This window comes from Corynebacterium nasorum (assembly GCF_022347325.1).
In the GTDB taxonomy this organism is placed as follows: Bacteria; Actinomycetota; Actinomycetes; order Mycobacteriales; family Mycobacteriaceae; genus Corynebacterium; species Corynebacterium kefirresidentii.
The window spans coordinates 123896-144979 of the sequence record NZ_JAKRDU010000006.1 but is presented as its reverse complement, the minus strand read 5'-3'; the positions used below and the strand labels follow the sequence as shown (position 1 = coordinate 144979).

Annotated in this window: 21 protein-coding genes; 17 read left to right on the top strand and 4 right to left on the bottom strand. The window is 57.6% G+C overall.

Features of this window, described 5'->3' with window-relative positions; genetic code table 11:
* Positions 1-5: 5 nt before the first annotated feature.
* The 10 genes from atpA (at position 6) to MHK05_RS07025 (ending at position 7831) form a co-directional block, all read left to right on the top strand.
* A complete protein-coding gene (atpA, locus tag MHK05_RS07070; protein WP_239205751.1) occupies positions 6-1646 on the top strand; it encodes a F0F1 ATP synthase subunit alpha in 1641 nt (546 codons plus the stop codon).
* Positions 1647-1696: 50 nt separating this feature from the next.
* Positions 1697-2686, top strand: a complete 990-nt coding sequence (locus MHK05_RS07065) for a F0F1 ATP synthase subunit gamma (protein WP_023021749.1) — start codon at positions 1697-1699, stop codon at positions 2684-2686.
* A 3-nt stretch (positions 2687-2689) separates the two neighbouring features.
* Positions 2690-4135: a F0F1 ATP synthase subunit beta gene (atpD, locus tag MHK05_RS07060; protein ID WP_239205706.1), complete on the top strand. Its 1446-nt coding sequence runs from the start codon at positions 2690-2692 to the stop codon at positions 4133-4135.
* Positions 4136-4145: 10 nt separating this feature from the next.
* Complete coding sequence (locus tag MHK05_RS07055; RefSeq protein ID WP_086588747.1) at positions 4146-4514, top strand: F0F1 ATP synthase subunit epsilon; 369 nt, start codon at positions 4146-4148, stop codon at positions 4512-4514.
* A gap of 181 nt (positions 4515-4695) precedes the next feature.
* Complete coding sequence (locus MHK05_RS07050) at positions 4696-5172, top strand: DUF2550 domain-containing protein (RefSeq protein ID WP_023021746.1); 477 nt, start codon at positions 4696-4698, stop codon at positions 5170-5172.
* Positions 5173-5195: 23 nt separating this feature from the next.
* A complete protein-coding gene (gene nucS, locus MHK05_RS07045; protein ID WP_023021745.1) occupies positions 5196-5888 on the top strand; it encodes an endonuclease NucS in 693 nt (230 codons plus the stop codon).
* Positions 5888-6172, top strand: coding sequence for an Rv1322 family protein (locus MHK05_RS07040; protein WP_080971253.1), 285 nt, complete (start codon positions 5888-5890; stop codon positions 6170-6172). The genes nucS and MHK05_RS07040 overlap by 1 nt, the downstream gene beginning before the upstream one ends.
* A 10-nt stretch (positions 6173-6182) precedes the next feature.
* Positions 6183-6491, top strand: a complete 309-nt coding sequence (locus tag MHK05_RS07035; protein WP_034656448.1) for a thiamine-binding protein — start codon at positions 6183-6185, stop codon at positions 6489-6491.
* Positions 6492-7418: a tetratricopeptide repeat protein gene (locus MHK05_RS07030; protein WP_239205704.1), complete on the top strand. Its 927-nt coding sequence runs from the start codon at positions 6492-6494 to the stop codon at positions 7416-7418.
* Positions 7419-7438: 20 nt separating this feature from the next.
* Positions 7439-7831, top strand: coding sequence for an arsenate reductase/protein-tyrosine-phosphatase family protein (locus MHK05_RS07025; RefSeq protein WP_023021742.1), 393 nt, complete (start codon positions 7439-7441; stop codon positions 7829-7831).
* A 5-nt stretch (positions 7832-7836) separates the two neighbouring features.
* On the opposite strand, the gene glgB is transcribed toward MHK05_RS07025, so the two are convergent.
* A complete protein-coding gene (gene glgB, locus MHK05_RS07020) occupies positions 7837-9954 on the bottom strand; it encodes a 1,4-alpha-glucan branching protein GlgB (RefSeq protein WP_239205702.1) in 2118 nt (705 codons plus the stop codon).
* 44 nt (positions 9955-9998) lie between these two features.
* The gene (locus MHK05_RS07015; protein WP_239205700.1) at positions 9999-12008 is read right to left on the bottom strand and encodes a maltotransferase domain-containing protein; all 2010 of its coding nucleotides are present in this window, start codon (positions 12006-12008) and stop codon (positions 9999-10001) included.
* A 58-nt stretch (positions 12009-12066) separates the two neighbouring features.
* On the opposite strand from MHK05_RS07015, the gene MHK05_RS07010 reads away from it, so the two are divergent.
* From MHK05_RS07010 to MHK05_RS06985, 6 genes are read left to right on the top strand one after another with little or no spacing between them, the layout of a single operon-like run.
* Complete coding sequence (locus MHK05_RS07010) at positions 12067-12888, top strand: ABC transporter ATP-binding protein (RefSeq protein ID WP_023021739.1); 822 nt, start codon at positions 12067-12069, stop codon at positions 12886-12888.
* On the top strand, positions 12885-13712 hold the full coding sequence (locus MHK05_RS07005) for an NUDIX hydrolase (RefSeq protein WP_239205698.1): 828 nt from the start codon (positions 12885-12887) through the stop codon (positions 13710-13712). Before MHK05_RS07010 ends, MHK05_RS07005 begins: the two co-directional genes overlap by 4 nt.
* On the top strand, positions 13709-14842 hold the full coding sequence (locus MHK05_RS07000) for a THUMP-like domain-containing protein (RefSeq protein WP_239205696.1): 1134 nt from the start codon (positions 13709-13711) through the stop codon (positions 14840-14842). Before MHK05_RS07005 ends, MHK05_RS07000 begins: the two co-directional genes overlap by 4 nt.
* A gap of 24 nt (positions 14843-14866) precedes the next feature.
* Positions 14867-15649: an electron transfer flavoprotein subunit beta/FixA family protein gene (locus MHK05_RS06995; RefSeq protein WP_239205694.1), complete on the top strand. Its 783-nt coding sequence runs from the start codon at positions 14867-14869 to the stop codon at positions 15647-15649.
* An 8-nt stretch (positions 15650-15657) separates the two neighbouring features.
* Positions 15658-16599 (top strand): electron transfer flavoprotein subunit alpha/FixB family protein, encoded by a 942-nt coding sequence (locus tag MHK05_RS06990; RefSeq protein ID WP_086588755.1) that lies wholly within the window; start codon positions 15658-15660, stop codon positions 16597-16599.
* A complete protein-coding gene (locus MHK05_RS06985) occupies positions 16599-17714 on the top strand; it encodes a cysteine desulfurase family protein (RefSeq protein ID WP_239205692.1) in 1116 nt (371 codons plus the stop codon). Before MHK05_RS06990 ends, MHK05_RS06985 begins: the two co-directional genes overlap by 1 nt.
* Before the next feature lie 82 nt (positions 17715-17796).
* On the opposite strand, the gene MHK05_RS06980 is transcribed toward MHK05_RS06985, so the two are convergent.
* Entirely contained in the window at positions 17797-18879 is a 1083-nt protein-coding gene (locus MHK05_RS06980; protein WP_239205690.1) for an HNH endonuclease signature motif containing protein, read from the bottom strand.
* 209 nt (positions 18880-19088) lie between these two features.
* Between MHK05_RS06980 and MHK05_RS06975 the strand changes: the two genes are divergently transcribed.
* The gene (locus MHK05_RS06975; RefSeq protein ID WP_239205688.1) at positions 19089-20249 is read left to right on the top strand and encodes a glycoside hydrolase family 25 protein; all 1161 of its coding nucleotides are present in this window, start codon (positions 19089-19091) and stop codon (positions 20247-20249) included.
* Here the strand turns inward: MHK05_RS06975 and MHK05_RS06970 are convergent.
* Positions 20230-21066 carry a spermidine synthase gene (locus tag MHK05_RS06970; protein WP_239205686.1) on the bottom strand — a complete coding sequence of 279 codons (837 nt, stop codon included), beginning with the start codon at positions 21064-21066 and terminating at the stop codon, positions 20230-20232. The genes MHK05_RS06975 and MHK05_RS06970 overlap by 20 nt on opposite strands.
* Positions 21067-21084 lie beyond the last annotated feature (18 nt).

Here is a 21084-nt window from a genome sequence, read left to right as displayed (position 1 = left end):
AGAACATGGCGGAGCTGACGATCTCCTCCGACGAGATCCGTAGTGCGATTGCGAACTACACCTCGAGCTACTCCGCGGAGGCCTCCCGTGAGGAGGTCGGCGTGGTCATTTCGGCAGCTGACGGTATTGCGCAGGTTTCTGGCCTGCCGTCCGTTATGGCGAATGAGCTGCTCGAGTTCCCAGGCGGCGTGATTGGCGTCGCACAGAACCTTGACACTAACTCCATCGGTGTCGTGGTCTTGGGCAACTTCGAGTCCCTCAAGGAGGGCGACGAGGTTAAGAGGACCGGCGAGGTTCTCTCCATCCCAGTGGGCGAGGAATTCCTCGGCCGCGTAATTAACCCTTTGGGTCAGCCGATTGACGGCTTGGGCCCAATCAACGCTGAAGAGGAACGCGTCCTCGAGCTGCAGGCACCGTCCGTGCTGCAGCGCCAGCCGGTTGAAGAGCCAATGCAGACCGGCATCAAGGCTATCGACGCAATGACCCCGATCGGCCGTGGCCAGCGTCAGCTGGTCATCGGTGACCGTAAGACCGGTAAGACCGCGGTGTGCATCGATACCATTTTGAACCAGAAGGCTAACTGGGAGTCCGGCGACAAGGATAAGCAGGTACGCTGCATCTACGTCGCAATTGGCCAGAAGGGCTCGACCATCGCTGGTGTGCGCCGCACCCTTGAGGAGCACGGCGCACTCGATTACACCACCATCGTGGCCGCACCGGCTTCCGATTCCGCGGGCTTCAAGTGGTTGGCACCGTTCTCCGGTGCAGCGCTGGGCCAGCACTGGATGTACCAGGGCAACCACGTCCTGGTTATCTACGATGATCTGACCAAGCAGGCTGAGGCCTACCGTGCCATTTCCTTGCTGCTGCGCCGTCCCCCGGGACGCGAGGCATACCCGGGCGATGTGTTCTACCTGCACTCCCGCCTGCTGGAGCGTGCTGCCAAGCTTTCCGACGACATGGGTGCTGGCTCCATGACCGCACTGCCGATCATCGAGACCAAGGCAAACGACGTCGGCGCCTTCATTCCGACCAACGTCATTTCTATTACTGACGGCCAGGTCTTCCTGGAGTCCGACCTGTTCAACCAGGGTGTTCGTCCGGCTATTAACGTCGGTGTTTCCGTCTCCCGTGTCGGTGGCGCTGCACAGACCAAGGGCATGAAGAAGGTTGCCGGTAACCTGCGTCTGGACCTGGCCTCCTACCGTGATCTGCAGGCCTTCGCGGCATTCGCATCTGACCTGGATGCTGCCTCCAAGGCTCAGCTGGAGCGCGGTTCCCGTCTGGTTGAGCTGCTGAAGCAGTCCGAGTCCTCCCCGCAGCCGGTGGAGTACCAGATGGTATCCATCTACCTCGCCGAGGCTGGCATCTTCGACGTCGTTCCCGTTGAAGACGTCCGCCGCTTCGAGGACGAGGTACACGAATACCTCAACGCCAACACCCCAGAGGTCTTTGAGCAGATTTCCGGCGGCAAGCCGCTAACCGATGAGTCCAAGGACGCATTGGTTGCGGCAGCTAAGGATTTCCAGCCGACCTTCCGCACCTCCGAAGGCCATAACTTGGGCTCTGAGGCACCGGTAGAGCCTTTGGATGAAAGCGACGTAAAGAACACCGAGCTCAACGTCTCCCGCAAGACGGCTAAGTAGAGTTCAGAACTCATAACTAACCGTCTAGATTAAAGAAGGGAGGAGAAACGATGGCTAATCTTCGCGAACTACGTGACCGCATCCGGTCCGTTAATTCGACTAAGAAGATCACCAAGGCCCAGGAGCTTATTGCTACCTCGCGCATTACCAAGGCGCAGGCCAGGGTAGAAGCATCTCAGCCTTATGCGACTGAGATGACCAGCATAATGAATAAGCTGGCTTCCGCCTCTACGTTGGAGCATGACATGCTGCGTGAGCGCGAAGACGGAAACGTCGCAGCCATTCTCGTGGTCACTTCTGACCGCGGTATGTGTGGCGGCTACAACAACAACGTCTTCAAGAAGGCCGCACAGCTGCAAGCTCTCCTGGAAAGCAAGGGCTACGAGGTAGTTCGGTACGTTACCGGCAACAAGGGCATCGGCCACTACAAGTTCCGCGAGGACGAGGTAGTTGGCAGCTGGGGCGGTTTCTCTCAGGACCCAACCTGGGAGGCCACCCACGATGTGCGCCGTCACCTGATTGATGGCTTTATTGCTGGTTCCAACGGCACTACCAAGGGCCGCGACGGCCTGCATGCGCAGGGTGAGGGCGTAGGTGTACGTGGCTTTGACCAGGTACACGTTGTCTACACCGAGTTTGAGTCCATGTTGACCCAGACTGCGCGCGCACAGCAGCTGTTGCCAGTTGAGCCGGTTATTCAGGATGAGGAGTACCACCTCGGTGACTCCGCTCTGTCCGACGCCGAATCTGCGGAGGATGTTGCCGCCGGATTCGAATTCGAGCCGGACGCAGATACACTGATGGAAGCTCTGCTTCCGCAGTACGTCTCGCGTATCCTGTTTGCTATGTTCTTGGAGGCTTCTGCCTCCGAGTCCGCTGCACGCCGTACAGCTATGAAGTCTGCTACTGACAACGCAACCGAGATGGTCGAAGACCTCTCCCGCGTGGCTAACCAGGCCCGTCAGGCACAGATTACCCAGGAAATTTCAGAGATCGTCGGTGGCGCTGGCGCGCTATCTGACAGCGCAGAAAGTGACTAGATTATGACTACAGCTCTGCAAGAGCAGAATGCACAGTCTTCGGCAGTCGCCGGTCGTGTCGTGCGCGTCATCGGTCCGGTTGTGGACGTGGAGTTCCCACGTGAGGCACTGCCGGACCTGTACAACGCACTGCACGTCGACATCAAGCTCGAAGCTGTTGCAAAGACCGTCACCCTCGAGGTCGCTCAGCACCTCGGTGACAACCTTGTCCGTACCGTGTCTATGGCACCGACCGACGGCCTCGTCCGCGGTGCCGAGGTCATCGACTCCGGAAAGCCAATTTCCGTGCCGGTCGGCGACGTCGTCAAGGGCCACGTCTTCAACGCCCTCGGTGATTGCCTCGATGAGCCGGGTCTCGGCCGCGATGGCGAGCAGTGGGGAATCCACCGCGAGCCGCCAGCGTTCGACCAGCTCGAGGGTAAGACCGAGATTCTGGAGACCGGCATTAAGGTCATCGACCTGCTGACCCCGTACGTCAAGGGCGGCAAGATCGGCCTGTTCGGCGGTGCAGGTGTGGGTAAGACCGTTCTGATTCAGGAGATGATTACCCGTATCGCCCGCGAGTTCTCCGGTACCTCCGTCTTCGCCGGCGTCGGCGAGCGTACCCGTGAGGGCACCGACCTCTTCCTGGAAATGGAAGAAATGGGCGTGCTGCAAGATACCGCCCTTGTCTTCGGCCAGATGGATGAGCCGCCAGGAGTCCGTATGCGTGTGGCTCTGTCCGGCCTGACCATGGCGGAGTACTTCCGCGATGTGCAGAACCAGGACGTGCTGCTGTTCATTGACAACATCTTCCGTTTCACCCAGGCCGGCTCTGAGGTTTCGACCCTGCTGGGTCGTATGCCTTCCGCCGTGGGCTACCAGCCGACCTTGGCTGATGAGATGGGTGTTTTGCAGGAGCGCATTACCTCGACCAAGGGCCGTTCCATTACGTCCCTGCAGGCCGTTTACGTTCCTGCCGATGACTACACCGACCCGGCTCCGGCTACGACGTTCGCTCACTTGGACGCCACCACCGAGCTGGACCGTGCTATTGCCTCCAAGGGTATTTACCCGGCAGTGAACCCGCTGACTTCTACCTCTCGTATTCTCGAGCCAGGTATCGTCGGCGAGAAGCACTACGAGGTTGCACAGCGCGTCATCGGTATTCTGCAGAAGAACAAGGAACTCCAGGACATCATCGCCATCCTTGGTATGGACGAGCTGTCTGAGGAAGACAAGGTCACCGTTCAGCGTGCCCGTCGTATCGAGCGCTTCTTGGGCCAGAACTTCTTCGTTGCGCAGAAGTTCACCGGCCTGCCGGGCTCCTACGTACCGCTGTCCGAGACCATCGACGCCTTCGAGCGCATCTGCGATGGCGAGTTTGACCACTACCCAGAGCAGGCTTTCAACGGCTTGGGCGGCCTTGACGACGTCGAGGCTGCATACAAGAAGTTGAACGAGAAGTAGGGAGAGGCACATGGCTGACATCACCGCCGAATTGGTTTCCGTCGAGCGCCTGCTGTGGTCTGGACAGGCCTCCATGGTCACGGCTGAGACCACCGAGGGTGAGATCGGCGTGCTTCCCGGTCACGAGCCAATGATCGGTCAGTTGATCGATAATGGCGTGGTGACCATCCACCCAGTGGACGGCGAGCGCCGCGTCGCCGCCGTGCAGGGTGGTTTCCTCTCCGTTACCCAGGACAAGATCACCGTCCTCGCTGATTGGGCCATCTGGTCCGATGAGGTGGATGAGGAGAAGGCTCAGAAGGACTTTGCTTCTGAGCACGAGCTCGCCAAGTCCCGTGGCGAGGCCGCACAGCGTGCTGTCCGCCGCGCCAAGGCTTAGTACCTTGGATTGATAGGAGAGGGCAGCAATAGCCGCCCTTCCTGCTCTCTAAAGGTGCCCCGGTTTAAACCGGGGCACCTTTTTGCGTTTTCTTTGCCTTTTCTTATTGGCGTATAGGTCCTGCCAAGCGCTACAATTCAAGAATCAGTTTCTCCACAAAGCGAGGATGGCGTGAAGGCCCATGAATTCAACGGTGGTTACAGTGCTTCTGTGGGCCCTTGGCGTGGCCCTATTGCTGGTTATTTTTCTGGCTGCGCTTCGCTTTTTTACCGTGCGTGCCCGCGGCACTGCCGTCTTGCTACGCCGAGTACCCGCTAGAAATTCCCTTTCTTGGCGCCATGGTTCGCTGCGTTATGAAGGCGAATTTGTGGAGTATTTCAAGCTCCGCTCCGTTTCTCCGCGCTGCGATCTGCGTATCAACCGCCTCGACATCGAAGTAGTAAGCACCCGCTCGCTCGATGATGCCGAGGCTTCTTTTATGTCTGCCGCCACCGAGGTTGTTCGCTTTCGGGTCAAGGGCCGGGAATATGAGTTGGCATCTGATGCCCACGGCATTATGGCCTTCGGGGCGTGGGTAGAGGCCGCACCATCCAAACGTCAGCAGCGCTTCGACTTCCGGCAACTTCGCCAGCGCGCTACCCGTCAATCCAAGCGATAAGGTTACCCGCTAGGGTAGAGGGCATGCGTTTAGTAATCGCCCGATGCTCCGTAGATTACGTGGGCCGTTTGGATGCCCACCTTCCCATGGCAGACCGTCTACTCATCGTCAAGGCTGACGGCTCTGTATCCGTGCATGCTGATGACCGCGCGTATAAGCCGCTTAATTGGATGACCCCTCCGTGCACGTTAAAAGAATCCGCCATTGAGGACCTAGACGGTGACGATACCGGCGAGGTTTTGTGGCTGGTGGAAAATCCTAAAGGCGAGCAGTTGCGCATTACAATTGCTGAGATCCATGAGGAAATCTCCTATGACATGGGTGAAGACCCAGGCCTAGTCAAAGACGGCGTGGAGGCTCACTTGCAAGAGCTTTTGGCAGACCAGATCGATACCTTGGGCGATAGCTATACGCTGGTACGCCGCGAATACCCAACGGCGATAGGCCCGGTAGACATTATGGCGAAAGATGAAAACAACAAAAATGTTGCCATCGAGGTGAAGCGCCGTGGTGGGATTGATGGCGTGGAGCAGCTGACGAGGTATCTGGAGTTGCTTAACCGTGATGAGCTTCTGGCCCCAGTATCCGGTGTATTCGCGGCCCAGGAAATCAAACCGCAGGCCCGCACGCTAGCAGAGGACCGAGGCATTCGGTGCGTCGTACTGGACTATCAGGAACTCCGCGGACTTGAGTCGAACGAATTGCGATTGTTCTAATGCCACGGCGGAATAGACGCAAACCGCTCGAGCTTCGATCCTTGCCTAAAGATGGTTCGACTTTTCTCGGCTCGCAGACGGTCGAGGGGCCTAGCTGGACGCACGGTGAGCCCTATGTTATGCGGCATATCGGTTCTGCGCGTGCCCAAAAGTACTATGTGTGCCCAGGGTGTAATCAAAATATTCCTCCCGGGGTGGCTCATATCGTGGCGTGGCCGCGCGACGTGGGCCGCCAGGGCGATGATCGTCGGCACTGGCACCGCCACTGCTGGGAGCGTAGGTAGACTAGCGGGCATGATTGTTGCATTCTCTGTAGCCCCTGCAGTAGTTAATAATGATTCCCAAGAAATGGCCGACGCCGTCGCTGAGGCCGTGCGCGTCGTCCGCGAATCCGGCCTTCCTAACGAGACCAATGCCATGTTCACCCTGCTTGAAGGCGAGTGGGACGAGGTCTTTGGAACTATTAAGAAGGCCACTGACGCGGTGCGTGCGGTATCCCCGCGCACATCTTTGGTGGTCAAGGCTGATATTCGCGAGGGCGTAACCAATCAACTGACTGACAAGGTAGATGCGGTTAACCGCCGCCTTGCAAAGGAGGACTAGATGACTTCAGCAAATAATGCTTATGTAGGAGGCGCGCTCGACCTCAGCCAAGTAAAGGCGCGGGCCGAGGCACGGCAGAAGGCACAGGAATCTCCGCAGACCACTGCTGGCGGGATCCAACCCTTCTTCACTGTGACGGAAGCTAACTTCGACCAGGACGTGGTGCGCCGTTCTACGGAAGTTCCGGTGATTGTTCTCATTGGCACCGCCCGTTCCACGCAGTCGGAGCAGCTAAAGACCGACCTACAGGGGTTGGCCGCGCAAGGAAACCGCAGCTTCCTAGTTGCCTACGTGGATGCAGATACTACCCCACAGGTTGCGCAGGCCTTTGGCGTGAAGAACCTCCCCACTGTGGTGGCCCTGGGCGCTGGGCGGCCGCTGACGAATTTCGAGGGTGCACAACCACTAGATGCGCTAAAACAATGGGTAGATGCCTTGGTGCAGAATGTTGGCCCACAGTTGAAGGGCCTACAGAGCGATGCGGGAGAGCCCCAGACCCAAGAGGAAGAAGAGGATCCGCGCCTCCAAGAAGCAGAGGGCTTCTTAAATGCTGGCGATTTTGATGGTGCTCTTAAGGTCTATAACTCCATCTTGGAGGCTGAGCCCGAAAACGTGCAGATTAAGCAGGCCCGCGATACAACCGTACTGCTCAAGCGCCTTGATCCTGCCAACCAGACCGAGGATCCGATTGCGGCTGCGGAAGGGGACAAGGGGGACGTCGATAAGCAGATGCGTGCTGCCGACGCCGAAGTGGTTGCCGGCGCCCCAGAAAAGGCCTTTGATCGCCTCATCGAGACGATGAAGGCAACGGCCGGTGATGAGAAAGCTCGCGTGCGCGAGCGCTTGCTGGAGCTCTTCGGGCTCTTTGAGGGCAATGACCCGCGCGTGATGGAAGCTCGCACCAAGCTGGCGAGTGCCCTGTACTAGCTTGGGTAGGATGGGAAAGCATGACTTCAGTGCTTTTCCTGTGCAATACAAATCGCGGCAAGTCGCAGATGGCTGCGGCGCTTGCCGCCAAGCATGCGCCTGAGTGGGATATTTACTCGGCTGGGGTGCAAACTACCCCGGAACATATCCAGCAGGGCATCAATCAAGAGGCCAAAGCTTCCCTCGCGAAGGTGGGGGCAGAAATGACTGGTACTCCTGCTCTAGTGGATCCCCACCTTGCTGCCGCTGTCGACCACGTCATCGTGGTAGGTGATGCGGAATATGACGGGCCAGCGCAGAGGTGGGCCATCGAGGATCCCTCGTTGCGTGGTCTGGAAGGTGAAGAGCGCATGGATGCGCTTCGCGATGATATCGAAGCGCGCGTGGTGGAGTTCCTACGCACGCAGCGATAGGCGTTTTATTGCTCCAGTACGTACCACTGCACCGAGTTGGCCGGTAGGTGAAGCGTGGCGGAATTATCCGCCACGTGAATATGCTGAGGAAGCGGGTTCCCAGCGCCCTCATAAACGGCATCATCGGTGTTAAGTACCATTTTCCAAGCACCATCACGTGGAACCCAGAGGCCGTAGTTGGGAATGGAAGAACCCGACAGGTTGCACACAGCGAGCAAGGCAGACCCGTCCGCGCCATAGCGGACGTAACCCAGCACGTTATTGTTCGAGTCATCGGCCTTGACCCATTGGAAGCCGTCTTGGCTAAAATCCTGGCTCCACAAAGCTGGGGTGTCGCGGTAAATGAGGTTGATATCGCGCACGAGGCGCTTAATGCCCCGGTGCCACTCATTGCCCCAACCATCGAGGTTGCCCCAATCCACGGAATGCTCCTCGGACCACTCGGTGGTTTGTCCAAATTCCTGGCCCATGAAGAGCAGATTCTTGCCAGGGTGGGAGAACATGTAGCCATACAAAGCGCGCAATCCGGCGGCCTTATTCCAGTCGTCGCCAGGCATGCGCTGCCACAGTGAACCCTTGCCGTGGACTACTTCGTCGTGGCTAAACGGCAACACGTAGCGCTCAGAATAGGCATACACCATGGAGAAGGTGAGCTCGCCATGGTGATAGGAGCGGTGGATGGGCTCGTGCTTGAAGTACTCCAGGGTGTCATTCATCCATCCCATATTCCACTTCAGGGAAAAGCCCAGCCCGTTCTCGGAAGTAGGAGCGGTAACGCCCGGCCAGGAGGTGGATTCCTCGGCGATGGTGAGTACGCCAGGATGGGTGCGGTTGAGGGTGGCGTTGGTTTCCTGCAGGAATTGGACGGCTTCTAAATTCTCGCGCCCGCCAAACTGATTGGGTAGCCATTCATCGCGGGAGTAGTCCAGGTAAAGCATGGAAGCGACGGCGTCTACGCGCAGGCCGTCAATGTGGAATTCTTCAGCCCAATACAGGGCGTTGGCTACGAGGAAATTGCGCACCTCATTGCGGCCAAAGTCAAAAACATAGGTACCCCAGTCGGCTTGCTCGCCGCGGCGGGGATCGGGGTGCTCATAAAGCGCTTGACCATCGAAGCGGCCTAAGGCCCAGTCATCTTTGGGGAAGTGGGCTGGCACCCAGTCCACGATGACCCCGATGCCGTTTTCGTGCAGTGCATTGACTAATGCGCGGAACTCATCCGGCGAGCCCCACCGCGCTGAAGGCGAGTAATAGCCAGAGACTTGGTAGCCCCAAGAGCCGCCGAAGGGGTGCTCAGCCACGGGCAAGAGCTCGACGTGGGTAAAACCATGCTCCTTGAGATAAGGGATGAGCTCCTCGCGAAGTCGGTTATAATTCGCCCCGACCTTCCACGAGCCAACGTGGACCTCATAGATGCTCATCGGGACATCGAGGTTGCCGGTGCGCTTGTCCATCCACGCGGAATCAGACCAGCCGAAGCTGGTGGAATCCACGATCGAATCCGTTTCCGGCGGACAGGTGGTGCGCTTGGCCAATGGGTCGGCCTTGTCTTGGCGGCCTTCCTGGCTAAAGATGGCGAACTTATAGTGCTCGCCAGCACCGATGCCTGGGACAAAGACCTCCCATACGCCGGTAGAACCGAGCGAACGCATGGGGTACTGGGTAGGATTCCAGCCGCAGAAATCGCCCACGACGGCAACACCTTGGGCATTGGGGGCCCATACGGCAAAGGACACACCGCTTACGGGGCCCATCTCTGTGTCATAAGAGCGTAGGTTGGCGCCGAGGACATCCCAAAGGCGCTCGTGGCGACCTTCGCCGATAAGGTGCAGATCTAGAGAGCCGATGGTGGGCAGGAAATGATATCCGTCTGCCACGGTGCGGGTAGGGGCGCCGGGGTAGGAGATTTCGAGGCGGTAGTCGCAGTTCTCGCCTACTTCCGCTTCCCAGATATCGTCGCCCACCAAATTCATAGACAAGGATTGTGTGGGGGTATGAAGTTGTACCGCGGTGGCGCCAGGCTGGCGGGTACGGACGGTACCTTCATGCCAGCCGTAGAATCCGTGTGGGTCATGGTGGCGGCAGTCATTGAGACGAGCGAGGTCAGCGGCCGGGATGTTCATATAATCAGGGTACCTAGATTGGGTGCGTTCCGGTGGACAAATGTTTACGGGCGATAGTCGGTGACCTCGCGCCAGGTGAGCTGCTCCTGAAGGGCATGGTCGGCAGGGGGAAGGACGAAGACATGGGCGACGTCGCGAAGCGGCTCTAAGCGCACAAAATTGCGCTCGGACCAGTGATAGGCAGAGCCGGTAATCGTGTCTTGGACGGAATAGGACTCGCCGGGATGGCGGCCGATAGCGCGCATATCTACCGTAACGGTCGCTTCTTGCGCATTGCGCGGATCCAGGTTGACCACGACGAGAACCACATTGCCGGTGGCTGGATCGGCCTTGGAATAGGCAATGATGGCGTCATTGTCGGTGTCATGGAAGCGGAGGGTACGCAGTTGTTGCAATGCGGGGTTATCGCGGCGAATCTGATTGAGCAGCCGGATATAGGACTCTAAAGAGTCTCCTGACGCAACCGCAGCAGCAAAGTCGCGTGGCCGCAGTTCGTACTTCTCCGAGTCGAGGTATTCCTCGGACCCTGGGGCTACCGGGGTGTGCTCATAGAGCTCAAAACCGGAGTACACGCCCCATAGCGGAGACATGGTGGCAGCGAGGACAGCGCGTATGGCGAACATGGCGCGCCCCCCGGTTTGTAAAGATTCATGCAGGATATCCGGGGTATTGACAAAAAGATTAGGCCGGCAAATATCCGCCTGCTCTACGTGCATCTGGCCAAATTGGGTGAGCTCATGCTTCGTGGTCTGCCAAGTGAAGTAGGTATAGGACTGGGAAAACCCTGCTTTTGCTAGCCCGAAAAGGCGAGGGGCGCGGGTAAAGGCCTCTGCCAAGAAGATGACGTCTGGGTGGGTGGCGTGTACGCGGGTAATCAGCCAATCCCAGAAGTTGGCGGGCTTGGTGTGTGGGTTATCTACGCGGAAAGTGCTCACTCCGGCTTCGACCCAAATCATGAGCGTTTCATAGATTTCGTGATAGATGGCATCCTGCGCGTTATCGAAGTTGAGTGGATAGATATCCTGATACTTCTTCGGTGGGTTCTCAGCGTAGGCGATGGTGCCATCTGGAAGGACAGTGAAAAATTCTGGGTGGCTGGTGGCCCACGGGTGATCGGGCGATGCCTGCAGCGCGAAATCAAGCGCTACTTCCAGGCCAAGTTCCTGGGCGCGAGAGACCAGCTTCTTGAAGTCTTCTATTGTGCCCAATTCGGGGTGGGTGGTGGAGTGGTCCTGGATGGCCCACGGACTTCCCACATCACCGGGCTCAGCAACGACCGAGTTATTTTTTCCCTTCCGATGCACCTTGCCAATGGGATGAATGGGTGGAAAATACACCGTATCGAAGCCCATATCGGCCACGCGCTCTAGTGCTTGGGCAGTAGTGTCGAAGGTGCCGTGCACAGGATTTCCCTCTTTGTCCCAGTCACCCGTGGAACGGGGGAAGAGCTCATACCACGAGTTATAAAGCGCGGCCGTGCGCTCCACGTAGACCTCGTGAATGGCGCCTTCTACTAGGAGATCACGCAGGGGATGGGAGTGCAGGATGTCTGCGACCTCGTCCGAGAGCGCTACCTGCACGCGCTTATCGACGTCCAAGGACTCATCCTCCAAGTCCCGTGCAGCAGCAAAGAGGGGCGCCACAATATCCGAGGGGGTTTGCAAGGCCGCCCGAGAAAATAGATCCGCACCATGCTGGAGGTCATTGGCCAGTTCGGCAGCGGATTGCCCAGCCGCCATCTTTTTAGTAACCGCGTTCTTCCACGTAGCAATGGGATCGGACCAGGCATCGACGCGGAAGTACCAGGTGCCTTGGGTACCTGGGGTAAAGACGCCGTGCACTCGATCTTGGTCTTTGGGGTCTACCTGCATGGTGACAGAGGACGTAGCCGTGGACCGCGCCGCCCAGGCAGACAAAGTGGCTGAGACCGCGTCGTGGCCTTCGCGCCAGACCAGTGCGGTGACAGGAATTACCTCGTCCACAACGGCTTTAGAAGCTACAGAACCGGCGGAGATAAGCGGGCGGACATCGTCAATACCAAGGCGAGTAGTCATGCCCATAAGACTAATGCAGCTGTGTCAATTTCACCGGGCAAAGAATAAATCAGTCACAATGGAGGGCGTGAACGACGTAACTCCTACAGATCAAGATTGGCTCGTAGATTTTCGCGGCGTCGAGTTGCGCCGCGGCGGCAAGACCCTCGTTGGTCCTGTGGACTGGCAAGTGGAACTCGATGAGCGCTGGGTCATTATTGGCCCCAATGGCGCGGGTAAGACCTCGTTAGTGCGCATGGCCGCGGCCGAAGAATTCCCTTCAAAGGGCACCGCCTTTTTGATGGGGGAGCAGATCGGCAAAACTGATATGCGCGATCTGCGCGCGCTCATCGGCATCTCCTCCGCTGCAGTGCAATCGCGAATCCCCGAAAATGAGCGCGTGGACGATCTCGTCGTCTCCGCAGGCTATGCAGTGCTGGGCCGCTGGCGGGAGGAATATCAAGACATGGACTTCTCCCGTGCTGATGAGATTTTGGCCCAGGTAGGTGCAACCCACCTGAAGGAGCGCACCTGGGGAACATTGTCAGAGGGCGAAAAGAAGCGAGTCGTCCTCGCCCGCGCACTCATGACTAACCCAGAGCTGCTCATCCTAGACGAGCCTTCCGCCGGAATGGACCTGGGAGGCCGCGAAGACCTGGTGGGATACCTCGGCGATCTAGCCATGGATCCAGATGCCCCAGCCATCATCATGATCACCCACCACGTGGAGGAGATCCCATACGGATTTACCCACGCCATGCTGCTGGATGAGGGTAAGGTAGTGGCAAAAGGTCTGATTAATTCAGTCCTCACCTCAGAAAACCTGACTCGCGCCTTCCACCAGCCCATTCAGGTGGACCGCATTGGACAGCGATACTTCGCCCGCCGAGCTTCTCTATGACCAACCCTTTTCATGACCGTATCGATGCCGTTGACGCCAGCGATACCACCGGCTTTAACGGTGGGCGCTTGGCGGCAACCGTCCTGCTCCTACGGGACGGCGTCGATGGTCTTGAAGTATGGGTACAAGAGCGCGTGCACACCATGCACAATTACCCGGGGCATTCGGTCTTTCCCGGCGGCGGCGTAGACCCACGCGACTTTCCACCGCGTTCCTGGGACTCGGGCGAGCTATGGGCCGGAAAATCCGTCATCTCCATGGCCCGACGGATGGGCGTAACAAAGTACAAAGCGCACGCCCTAGTATTCGCCGCTGCCCGAGAGCTCTTTGAGGAAGCCGGCACCCTCTTTGCCATCCGCGAAGACGGAATTGTCTCCAATGCACGGCGGTATCACAAGGAGCGAAAACTACTCGAGAGCCACACCATTTCCTTTACCGAATTCCTCAGCAATAACGGCATGCGTGTCGACGCCGATATGCTCCTTCCCTGGGCCCGGTGGGTAGGAAAGGGAAAAAGCCACTGGTTCGACACTTTCTTTTTCGTCGGGGTGCTGCCTTCTGGCCAAGAACCCGATGGGGATACCGACGAGGCGGACGATACCGGATGGTTTTCTCCCCAGCTCATCTTGGACGGCTGGCGCGCCGGGCTGGTGCGCCTAGTCATTCCTACTTGGGCGCAGATGCAAAGGCTGAGCAGATACTCCTCGGTTCAAGAAGTCCTCGATGATGCGTCCTTTTCTGACCTGCGCCCCGTTATCGGGGATCCGCGCGAGGACCCTCGTTACCGCGAATTCTTTTCCACCACTCCTTTAGACCGCATATGAGTTATACCCCCGCAGAAGTCAGCTTCTTGATTGAGCACCACGAGGAAATTGCTCACCTCGATCTCGCCTTGACCAAGGCTTCTCGGCTTAAAGACACCGAAGTCTTGAAAGAGAAGTTCGGCGACTATGGACGCGCAGTCATGGAACTGGTGACCGCACGTAGTTCGGGCAAGCTTCCCAGTGATTGGCTGATGGACGCCGACTCAGCCCAACAAGCAACCCCCGTCGAGGTTGCGGCATACCGGGCGGAGTTTCTTGCAGAGCAGGGGGTGGGCAGCGTCCACGACATCACCTGCTCCATCGGTACGGAAGGTCTAAATTCTCCGCTCGACTACTTTGGCTCAGACTTGGACGAGTCGCGCGTGAGAATGGCGAGGCACAATCTTTCTTCGACCAAGATCTTTCGCGCTGATGCGCTCACCACTACAACGACTGCCGATGTCCTCCTTGCAGATCCCGCCCGTCGCGCCGGAGGTAGAAGAATCACCCGGCCGGAGGATCTCGTGCCACCGCTTCCAGAGGTCGTCGACAAGCATCGCGGCAAGGAATTGGCCATTAAGTGTGCACCCGGCCTTGATTTCAGCGAATGGAACGGCCTTGTTACCGTCGCAAGCGTCGACGGCGGAGTAAAAGAAGCCTGCCTTTATACCCCAGGCCTAGGAACCGGCCGAAGGGCAGTAATGATTCGTGGACACAAGCTAGACGTCCTCGATGATAAAGAAACAAACCTGCCCGAGGCCGGAGAGATTGGTAGCTACCTCATTGACCCGGACGGTGCCATTGTGCGCTCCGGCTTGGTGCGGCATTACGCGGCACGGGAAGGGCTGCACCAAATCGATGAGCGCATCGCGTACCTGACAGGGGAGAGGATTCCGGAGGGAACCTCGGGTTTTCCATTCATAGAAAAAGTACCCCTAAAGAGATTAAAATCCGTACTTAAATCCTATGACGCGGGGAGCTTGGAAATCCTCGTGCGCGGGGTAGAAGTGGACCCTGACCAGCTGCGGAAGAAGATGAAGCTCAAGGGGAAGAAGCCTTTTGCGGTAATCATTACGCGAATTGGCGCACAAGGAATCGCCTTGCTGTGCAAACCCCGAGTATCATCGTCCGAGGATAATTACGCAACATAAATATATCGGAAAGGTGAGTGCCCAATGCCAACTATCGTGGCTCTGGTCAAACACGTGCCGGATACGTGGTCTACCAAGTCTTTGGAAGATGACCACACCCTGGATCGCACCTCCGTGGATAACGTCATTGATGAGGTTAATGAGTATTCCGTGGAACAAGCCCTGCGCCTGCGCGACGACAACCCGGATGCGGGTTATAAGGTAGTAGCGCTGACCATGGGGCCGGCCCAGGCAGACGAAGCATTGCGCAAGGCACTGGCTATGGGTGCCGATGACGCGGTGCTTGTCTCCGATGATTCGCTGGCGGGAGCGGATGCGCTGTCGACCGCATGGACTCTCAACGCTGCGCTGAACAAGCTTGACGACGTCCAATTGATCACCGCTGGCACCGAGGCCTCCGATGCCTCGACCGGCCTACTTACTGGATTGCTCGCCGAATACCGCCAGCTGCCTGCCCTTACCGGGCTGCACAAGGTAGAGCTGGCGGGCGGCACGCTGCGTGGCACGCGAGATGATGCGCGTGGCACCTGGGAACTAGAAACGCCGCTGCCTGCAATTGTTTCTGTGAACGATAAGAGCGACAAGCCGCGCTTCCCTAACTTCAAGGGATTGATGGCCGCTAAGAAGGCGGAAATCACTACTTTCTCCTTAGCTGATTTGGGAATTGAGGCAATTGCGCCCACTACCTCCGTTTCGGCCGCCGAAAAGCGCCCACCGCGCACCGCTGGCGAGGTTATTTCTGAGCCCAACCCGCAAGACGCAGCGAAGAAGATCGCTGACTTCCTAGCCGCAAAGAACTTGATTTAGGAGTCGATATGTCTCACGTTTACGTATTAGTTGAGCACGATGCGGAAAAAGTCCTTCCCGTTACCGGAGAACTGATTACGGCCGCGCGCGAATTGGGTACGGTGTCTGCAGTGGTCGTCGGCAAGCAGGCAGATAAGTTCGATGCTGACCTTGCCGCCCTTGGCGCCGCGCAGGTGGTCCAAGCAACGGCCGAAGACTATGACCAGCGCCTCCTGATTCCAGAAGTCGATGCCTTGCATGCTCTCGGCGCCGCGAACCCCGCACCTATCGTGCTGGCCGCAACTCCCGCCAATAACGAGATTGCCGGCCGCCTAGCTGCCCGCCTCGCTTCCGGCGCACTGGTCAATGTCAGCGGCATCGCCGCTGATGGTTCCGCCCAGATGACCATTTTTGGTGGCTCCTATGAGACTACCTCTACCGCTACCGGCCAGTGCCCGATCTATACGCTGCGCCCAGGCGCGGTAGAGGCCGCACCACAGCAGGTGGAAGCGCAACCAGCCCCGATGCCGTTGCCGGCCGCTACTGGCAAAGATGTCAAGGTAACTTCCTTTACCCCTGCCCAGAAATCTGCACGTCCGGAAATTACCGAAGCCAAGGTGGTCGTCGCTGGCGGCCGGGGCGTGGGTGATGAATTCGGTGATGTTGTCGAGCCGCTTGCCGACGCCCTCGGCGCCGCAGTCGGCGCTACCCGCGATGCGGTAGACGAAGGCTTCTATGACGCTGCCTATCAGATCGGCCAGACTGGCGTTACCGTTTCGCCTGAGCTCTACATCGGTTTGGGCATCTCCGGCGCTATCCAACACACCTCCGGCATGCAGACCTCTGGCACTATTGTGGTGGTCAACCAGGACCAGGATGAGCCATTTTTCCAGATCGCGGACCTTGGCGTTGTGGGCGACCTCCATGAAATCGCCCCAGCCTTGACCGAGGAACTGAAGGCACGTCAGTAATGCCGCATTATTTTGACTACGCTGCTACCCAGCCGATGCGCCAGAGCGCGATTGACGCGTGGGTAGCTGCGGCTGGCTCCCTGAACTCCGGCGCGCAGTATGGTTCCGGCCGCAAGGCTCGGTCTGTGCTCGATGATGCCCGCGAGAAGGTTGCTTCACTCCTCGGCTGCGAGCCAATCGAGGTGATTTTCACTTCTTCTGGCACAGAGGCAGACAATATCGCCATTCAGGGACTTTATGCGGCCGGTAAAACAAACCGCATAGTTTCCACCGATATTGAGCATCCCGCCGTGCGCGATACCGTGGCTAAGCTGCACAATTCGGGTGCTACCGTCGAGATTCTTCCTGTCGATCGCTCCGGACACATAGCAGACCTGTCGGCTCTAGACACGCTTGCCGACGTCGCTACCTGCATGTGGGCCAATAACGAAACCGGCGCCATTCAACCCATCGAAGATATTGCCGCCCGAGCCAGCGCAGTGGGTACACCGGTACACGTTGATGCCGTGCAAGCGGTAGGAAAGGTTCCCATCGACTTTTCCCACCTAGGGATCACCAGCCTTGCAGCTAGCGCCCACAAGTTCGGCGGTCCCCGCGGCATTGGCCTACTTCTAGCCAAGCGGAGTCCCGCACCCCAACCCATTGCCTATGGCGGTGGGCAGGAGCGCGGAATTCGTCCTGGAACTGTCGACGTCGCTGGTGCTTCCGGTCTAGCTGCGGCTTTGGAGGAATCCGTCGCGGAAATTTCTACTCAAGGTGAACGGATTTCCGCGCTTCGCAATAAGCTCCGCGATGGAATTCTCGCCACCATTGACAATGCAGTCATCAATTCCACTGAACCGTGTTTGCCTTCTCACTTGCACGTCTCTTTCCCTGGTGCAGATGGCGATAGCCTCATCATGCTGCTAGATTCCCTGCAGATTGAGGCCTCAACCGGCAGCGCCTGTAGCGCAGGTGTAAACCGCATGTCTCACGTTCTGGAAGCGATGGGAGTAAGCGAGGCTGAAGGAATCGGTTCCTTGCGCTTTACGTTAGGCCGGCTTACTTCGGAAGAAGATGTCGATTACGTGTTGGCTCATCTTCCCGAGGTAATCTCCCGAGCCCGATCCGTCTAGCTTTCATTCCTTTCCTTCGCCGCTGCCCGTCGGGCGGCGATAGCTTGGCCCACCGTTAGCGCCCAGTTCTTGTTCTTGGGTGCTAGCGGTCCTTGGGGCTCGTCATATTCCCAGCGCCCATCATCAAACAGCCACACAATGTCCCCAGTGTGCGGATCCATGATATAAAAGCACCGCCGTCAGTCTTGACGTTATGGTGGTGCTGGCATAGTGAAGCCAAATTGCTCCCTGCAGTTTTCCCTCCCCGAGCATGGTCAATGCGGTGGTCTTTCTGGCAGCTTTCCGCAGGGCGGTAGCACCCCGGCCAGCGGCACACCCCATCGCGGCCTTCCACATAGGCGCCTATGAGCGGGGGAGTAACGTAGCTTTCGCTTTCCATTTCTTTGGCTAAGTCCATGTCTCGCGTCTGAGCGGGGCGCAGGTTATCCGCGGTCTCTGGGCTTACCCATCCGAATCCCCGGATAAACGCGGGTGCAGACTCCTGATCATGGGCGCGATACATATGCAGAACTACCTTAGTCCGAGACTCAATTTCACCCAGAATCAATTTGGCCAGTGCTTCTGCCTTGGAAAGGCCATGTTCCTCGGCGGCTATGCTGATGTGTTCGTCGATAGCTATAAGGGTAGTTTCGTCAAATTCAACTGCTAGCCCGGCTTTGCCACCGAAGCTGGAGTAGGTGAAATAGGAGTTATTCTTCGTGGGAGCCTCTTTGTTTTCTTCGGTGGATGGGTTTTCAATAGCAATGAGGCCATTGAGTTTTCGCCGTAAATTCGTGTTGGAGGGTAGTACCTGTCCCGGCTTCGAGGGGGTCAAATAACGAGATAGTTCTTGGTCTATCCTCTCGAGGGTTTCCGCAGGGACATCACCGAGCTTGCTAAGTACGGCGTCGATAGTAATGAGGCGAGAAAAATCCAGGAAGTAGTAGGTTTCCTGCAGGGCCATTGTTAGAGGTAACTCAGCCAGCCGGTAGATCGCCATGGTTATATCGCGCGTGCGCCGCTCACTCAATCCCGTACGGGTGGCAAGGGTATGGCAAGAAATGTCGAAATCGTCTTCTAAGTCTGGTTTGGCGTCTTTCCAGAAAAGGTAATCTTGCTTTCTGATTTCGGTAGCTTTAACTGCTAATGGATCTTTAGGATCATTGACTATGTAATAGGCTTCCAAAATTATTTCCCCCGAATATTAGAACTGCTGAACTAATCTTCACGGTGTCTATCTTACGCTGTGGGTGCGCCCGCCACAAGAGGGGAGGCAAACATATGTTCTAAATGGTGAAATTGCCTACGGTGACAGGAATAGAAGAAAAGAAAATTATCTCAAGTGGCGCGTGTTAAAGATGTTGATAGAGTGAAACCATTGTTAGACTCACGCGCATGACTTCAAAGAAGGCACTCCGAAAGAGTATTACTGCGGTAGTTACCGTGGCTGCACTAGCTATTAGTGGTACCGCTGTTGCCCAGGCGGTGAGCTTTGGCGTCCCTAAGGGCGTGGACGTTGCGGCACACCAGCACCCGGGCGGCACGCCCATCGATTGGTCTAAGGTACGTACTGACGGTCAGTCTTTTGCATTTGTAAAAGCAACTGAGGGTGGGGATTGGGTAAATCCGCACTACGTCGAAGATGTTCAGGCCGCCCACGCTGCCGGCCTTAAGACAGGCGCATATCACTACGCTCGTCCATCGACTGACGCCAAAACGCAAGCGGCGAACTTTGCCGCGCAGATTGCGCTGGCGCCAGATCAGACATTGCCTCCCGCACTCGATATCGAGGTGGATGAAGGTAAATCCGCGGCCCAGTTGGAGCAGTGGATCGAAGAATTTACCAGCGAGCTCAAGCGCCTTACCGGCCGCACTCCCATGATCTACACCTACAAGTACTTCTGGATGGGGCAGATGAATAACTCCCAGAAGTTCTCGGATATGCCGTTGTGGCTTGCGGCCTATCAGGATCAGGCGCCCGAGGCCGTGGGTGGCTGGAAGAAGCTATCCTTCTGGCAGCGTTCTGGCTCCGGCAAGGTGGCTGGAATTCCTACCGACGTTGATATGAACCTTTTTAATGGTTCCAAGCAGCAGCTGCAGTCCTTTAGCGATGGAAATTATGTGGATGTCGGCGGCGCGCTCGAACAGCTCGTGGTGGGCGATGGCGTTGACCTAAGCTCGGACAGCACGCCGCTTATCGGCGCTATCCTAGCCCTCGCAGCAGGACTGATTGCGGTACCACAGCTTGTCGACGCCGCCGAAAAGTCCGGCCTTGACCCCCAAGCAGCGCAAGGTCTAGCAGGCTTCGTGAAGACCTTGCAGGACAAGGATGTCCTCCCAGTAGAAGATCTGGGTGATATGGCAAAGGGGAACTTCTCTGTCAGTGACCTAGCAATCCTGTTGGACAATGCCGGTCACGTGAACAACGTTAAGTCTGGCAATGTCTCCGAGTCCGAAGTTTCGGAGGCTAAGAACGCGGCCAAGAAGGCTGGCGCTGATGTTCCCGATTTCGATGCGGGCCAAGTAGCCACGCTACTTAATCGCGTGCTGCAGTAGCACCAGCGAAAAACGCGCGGGTCCACGCCTCGTCCTTGTAGTGGGCAGGCACCGCCCCGCCAAGGAGTGCCTTAGCCAGCTGAGCGGCTTCAATGGAGCCCTCGGCTGGCATTTCTGTATCCGAGGCTATAAGGATGATGTTTCCGTAGCGCCGGCCTTTAAGCATTGGTGGGTCCGCGATGACCGCGAGGTGGTCAAAAACCTTGCTTAGTCCGGCCAGTTCGCTTTTTGCTAGCTGCAGATCAGAATGGTCTCCGCAATTGGCAATATAGAGTCCACCTGGCTCTAGTGCCTGCTTTGCAGCCTGGAAGAACTCCACGGTGGTGAGGCTAGCCGGAGTCTTATCGCCAGCAAATACATCACGGATGATGATGTCGCGGCTGGCGGGCAGGAACCCCTCGGTTTCTTTGCGTGCTTCGCCGGCGCGGATCTTCACGGTAGGGGAACGGGGGACGTCGAAAAGCGTACGCACCAATTCCCCAAGTTTGGCGTCGAGTTCGACCACCGTGTGGCGGCTACCCGGGAGCTTGCTGGCAAAATAGCGTGGAAGGGAGCAGCCTGCGCCACCTAGGTGGGTGACACGCAGCTTATTCGCTGGCCGAGTATTGAGGTGTTCGACGGCCGCTGCAATCCAGCGCATGTATTCGAACTCCAATTCTTCTGGCTCGCCCAGCACGATGTGGCTACTCGGCACGCCGTTAACGTTGAGGATATAGGCTCCATCGCGGAACTCATCCGCCACAACCTCGGCTGTTCCGGTCGAGATTTCGTAGGTGCCGGTGATTCCTTGTTCGGTGGAGGCTCGCTTTCTTCCCATGTGACACAAGCTTAGGGA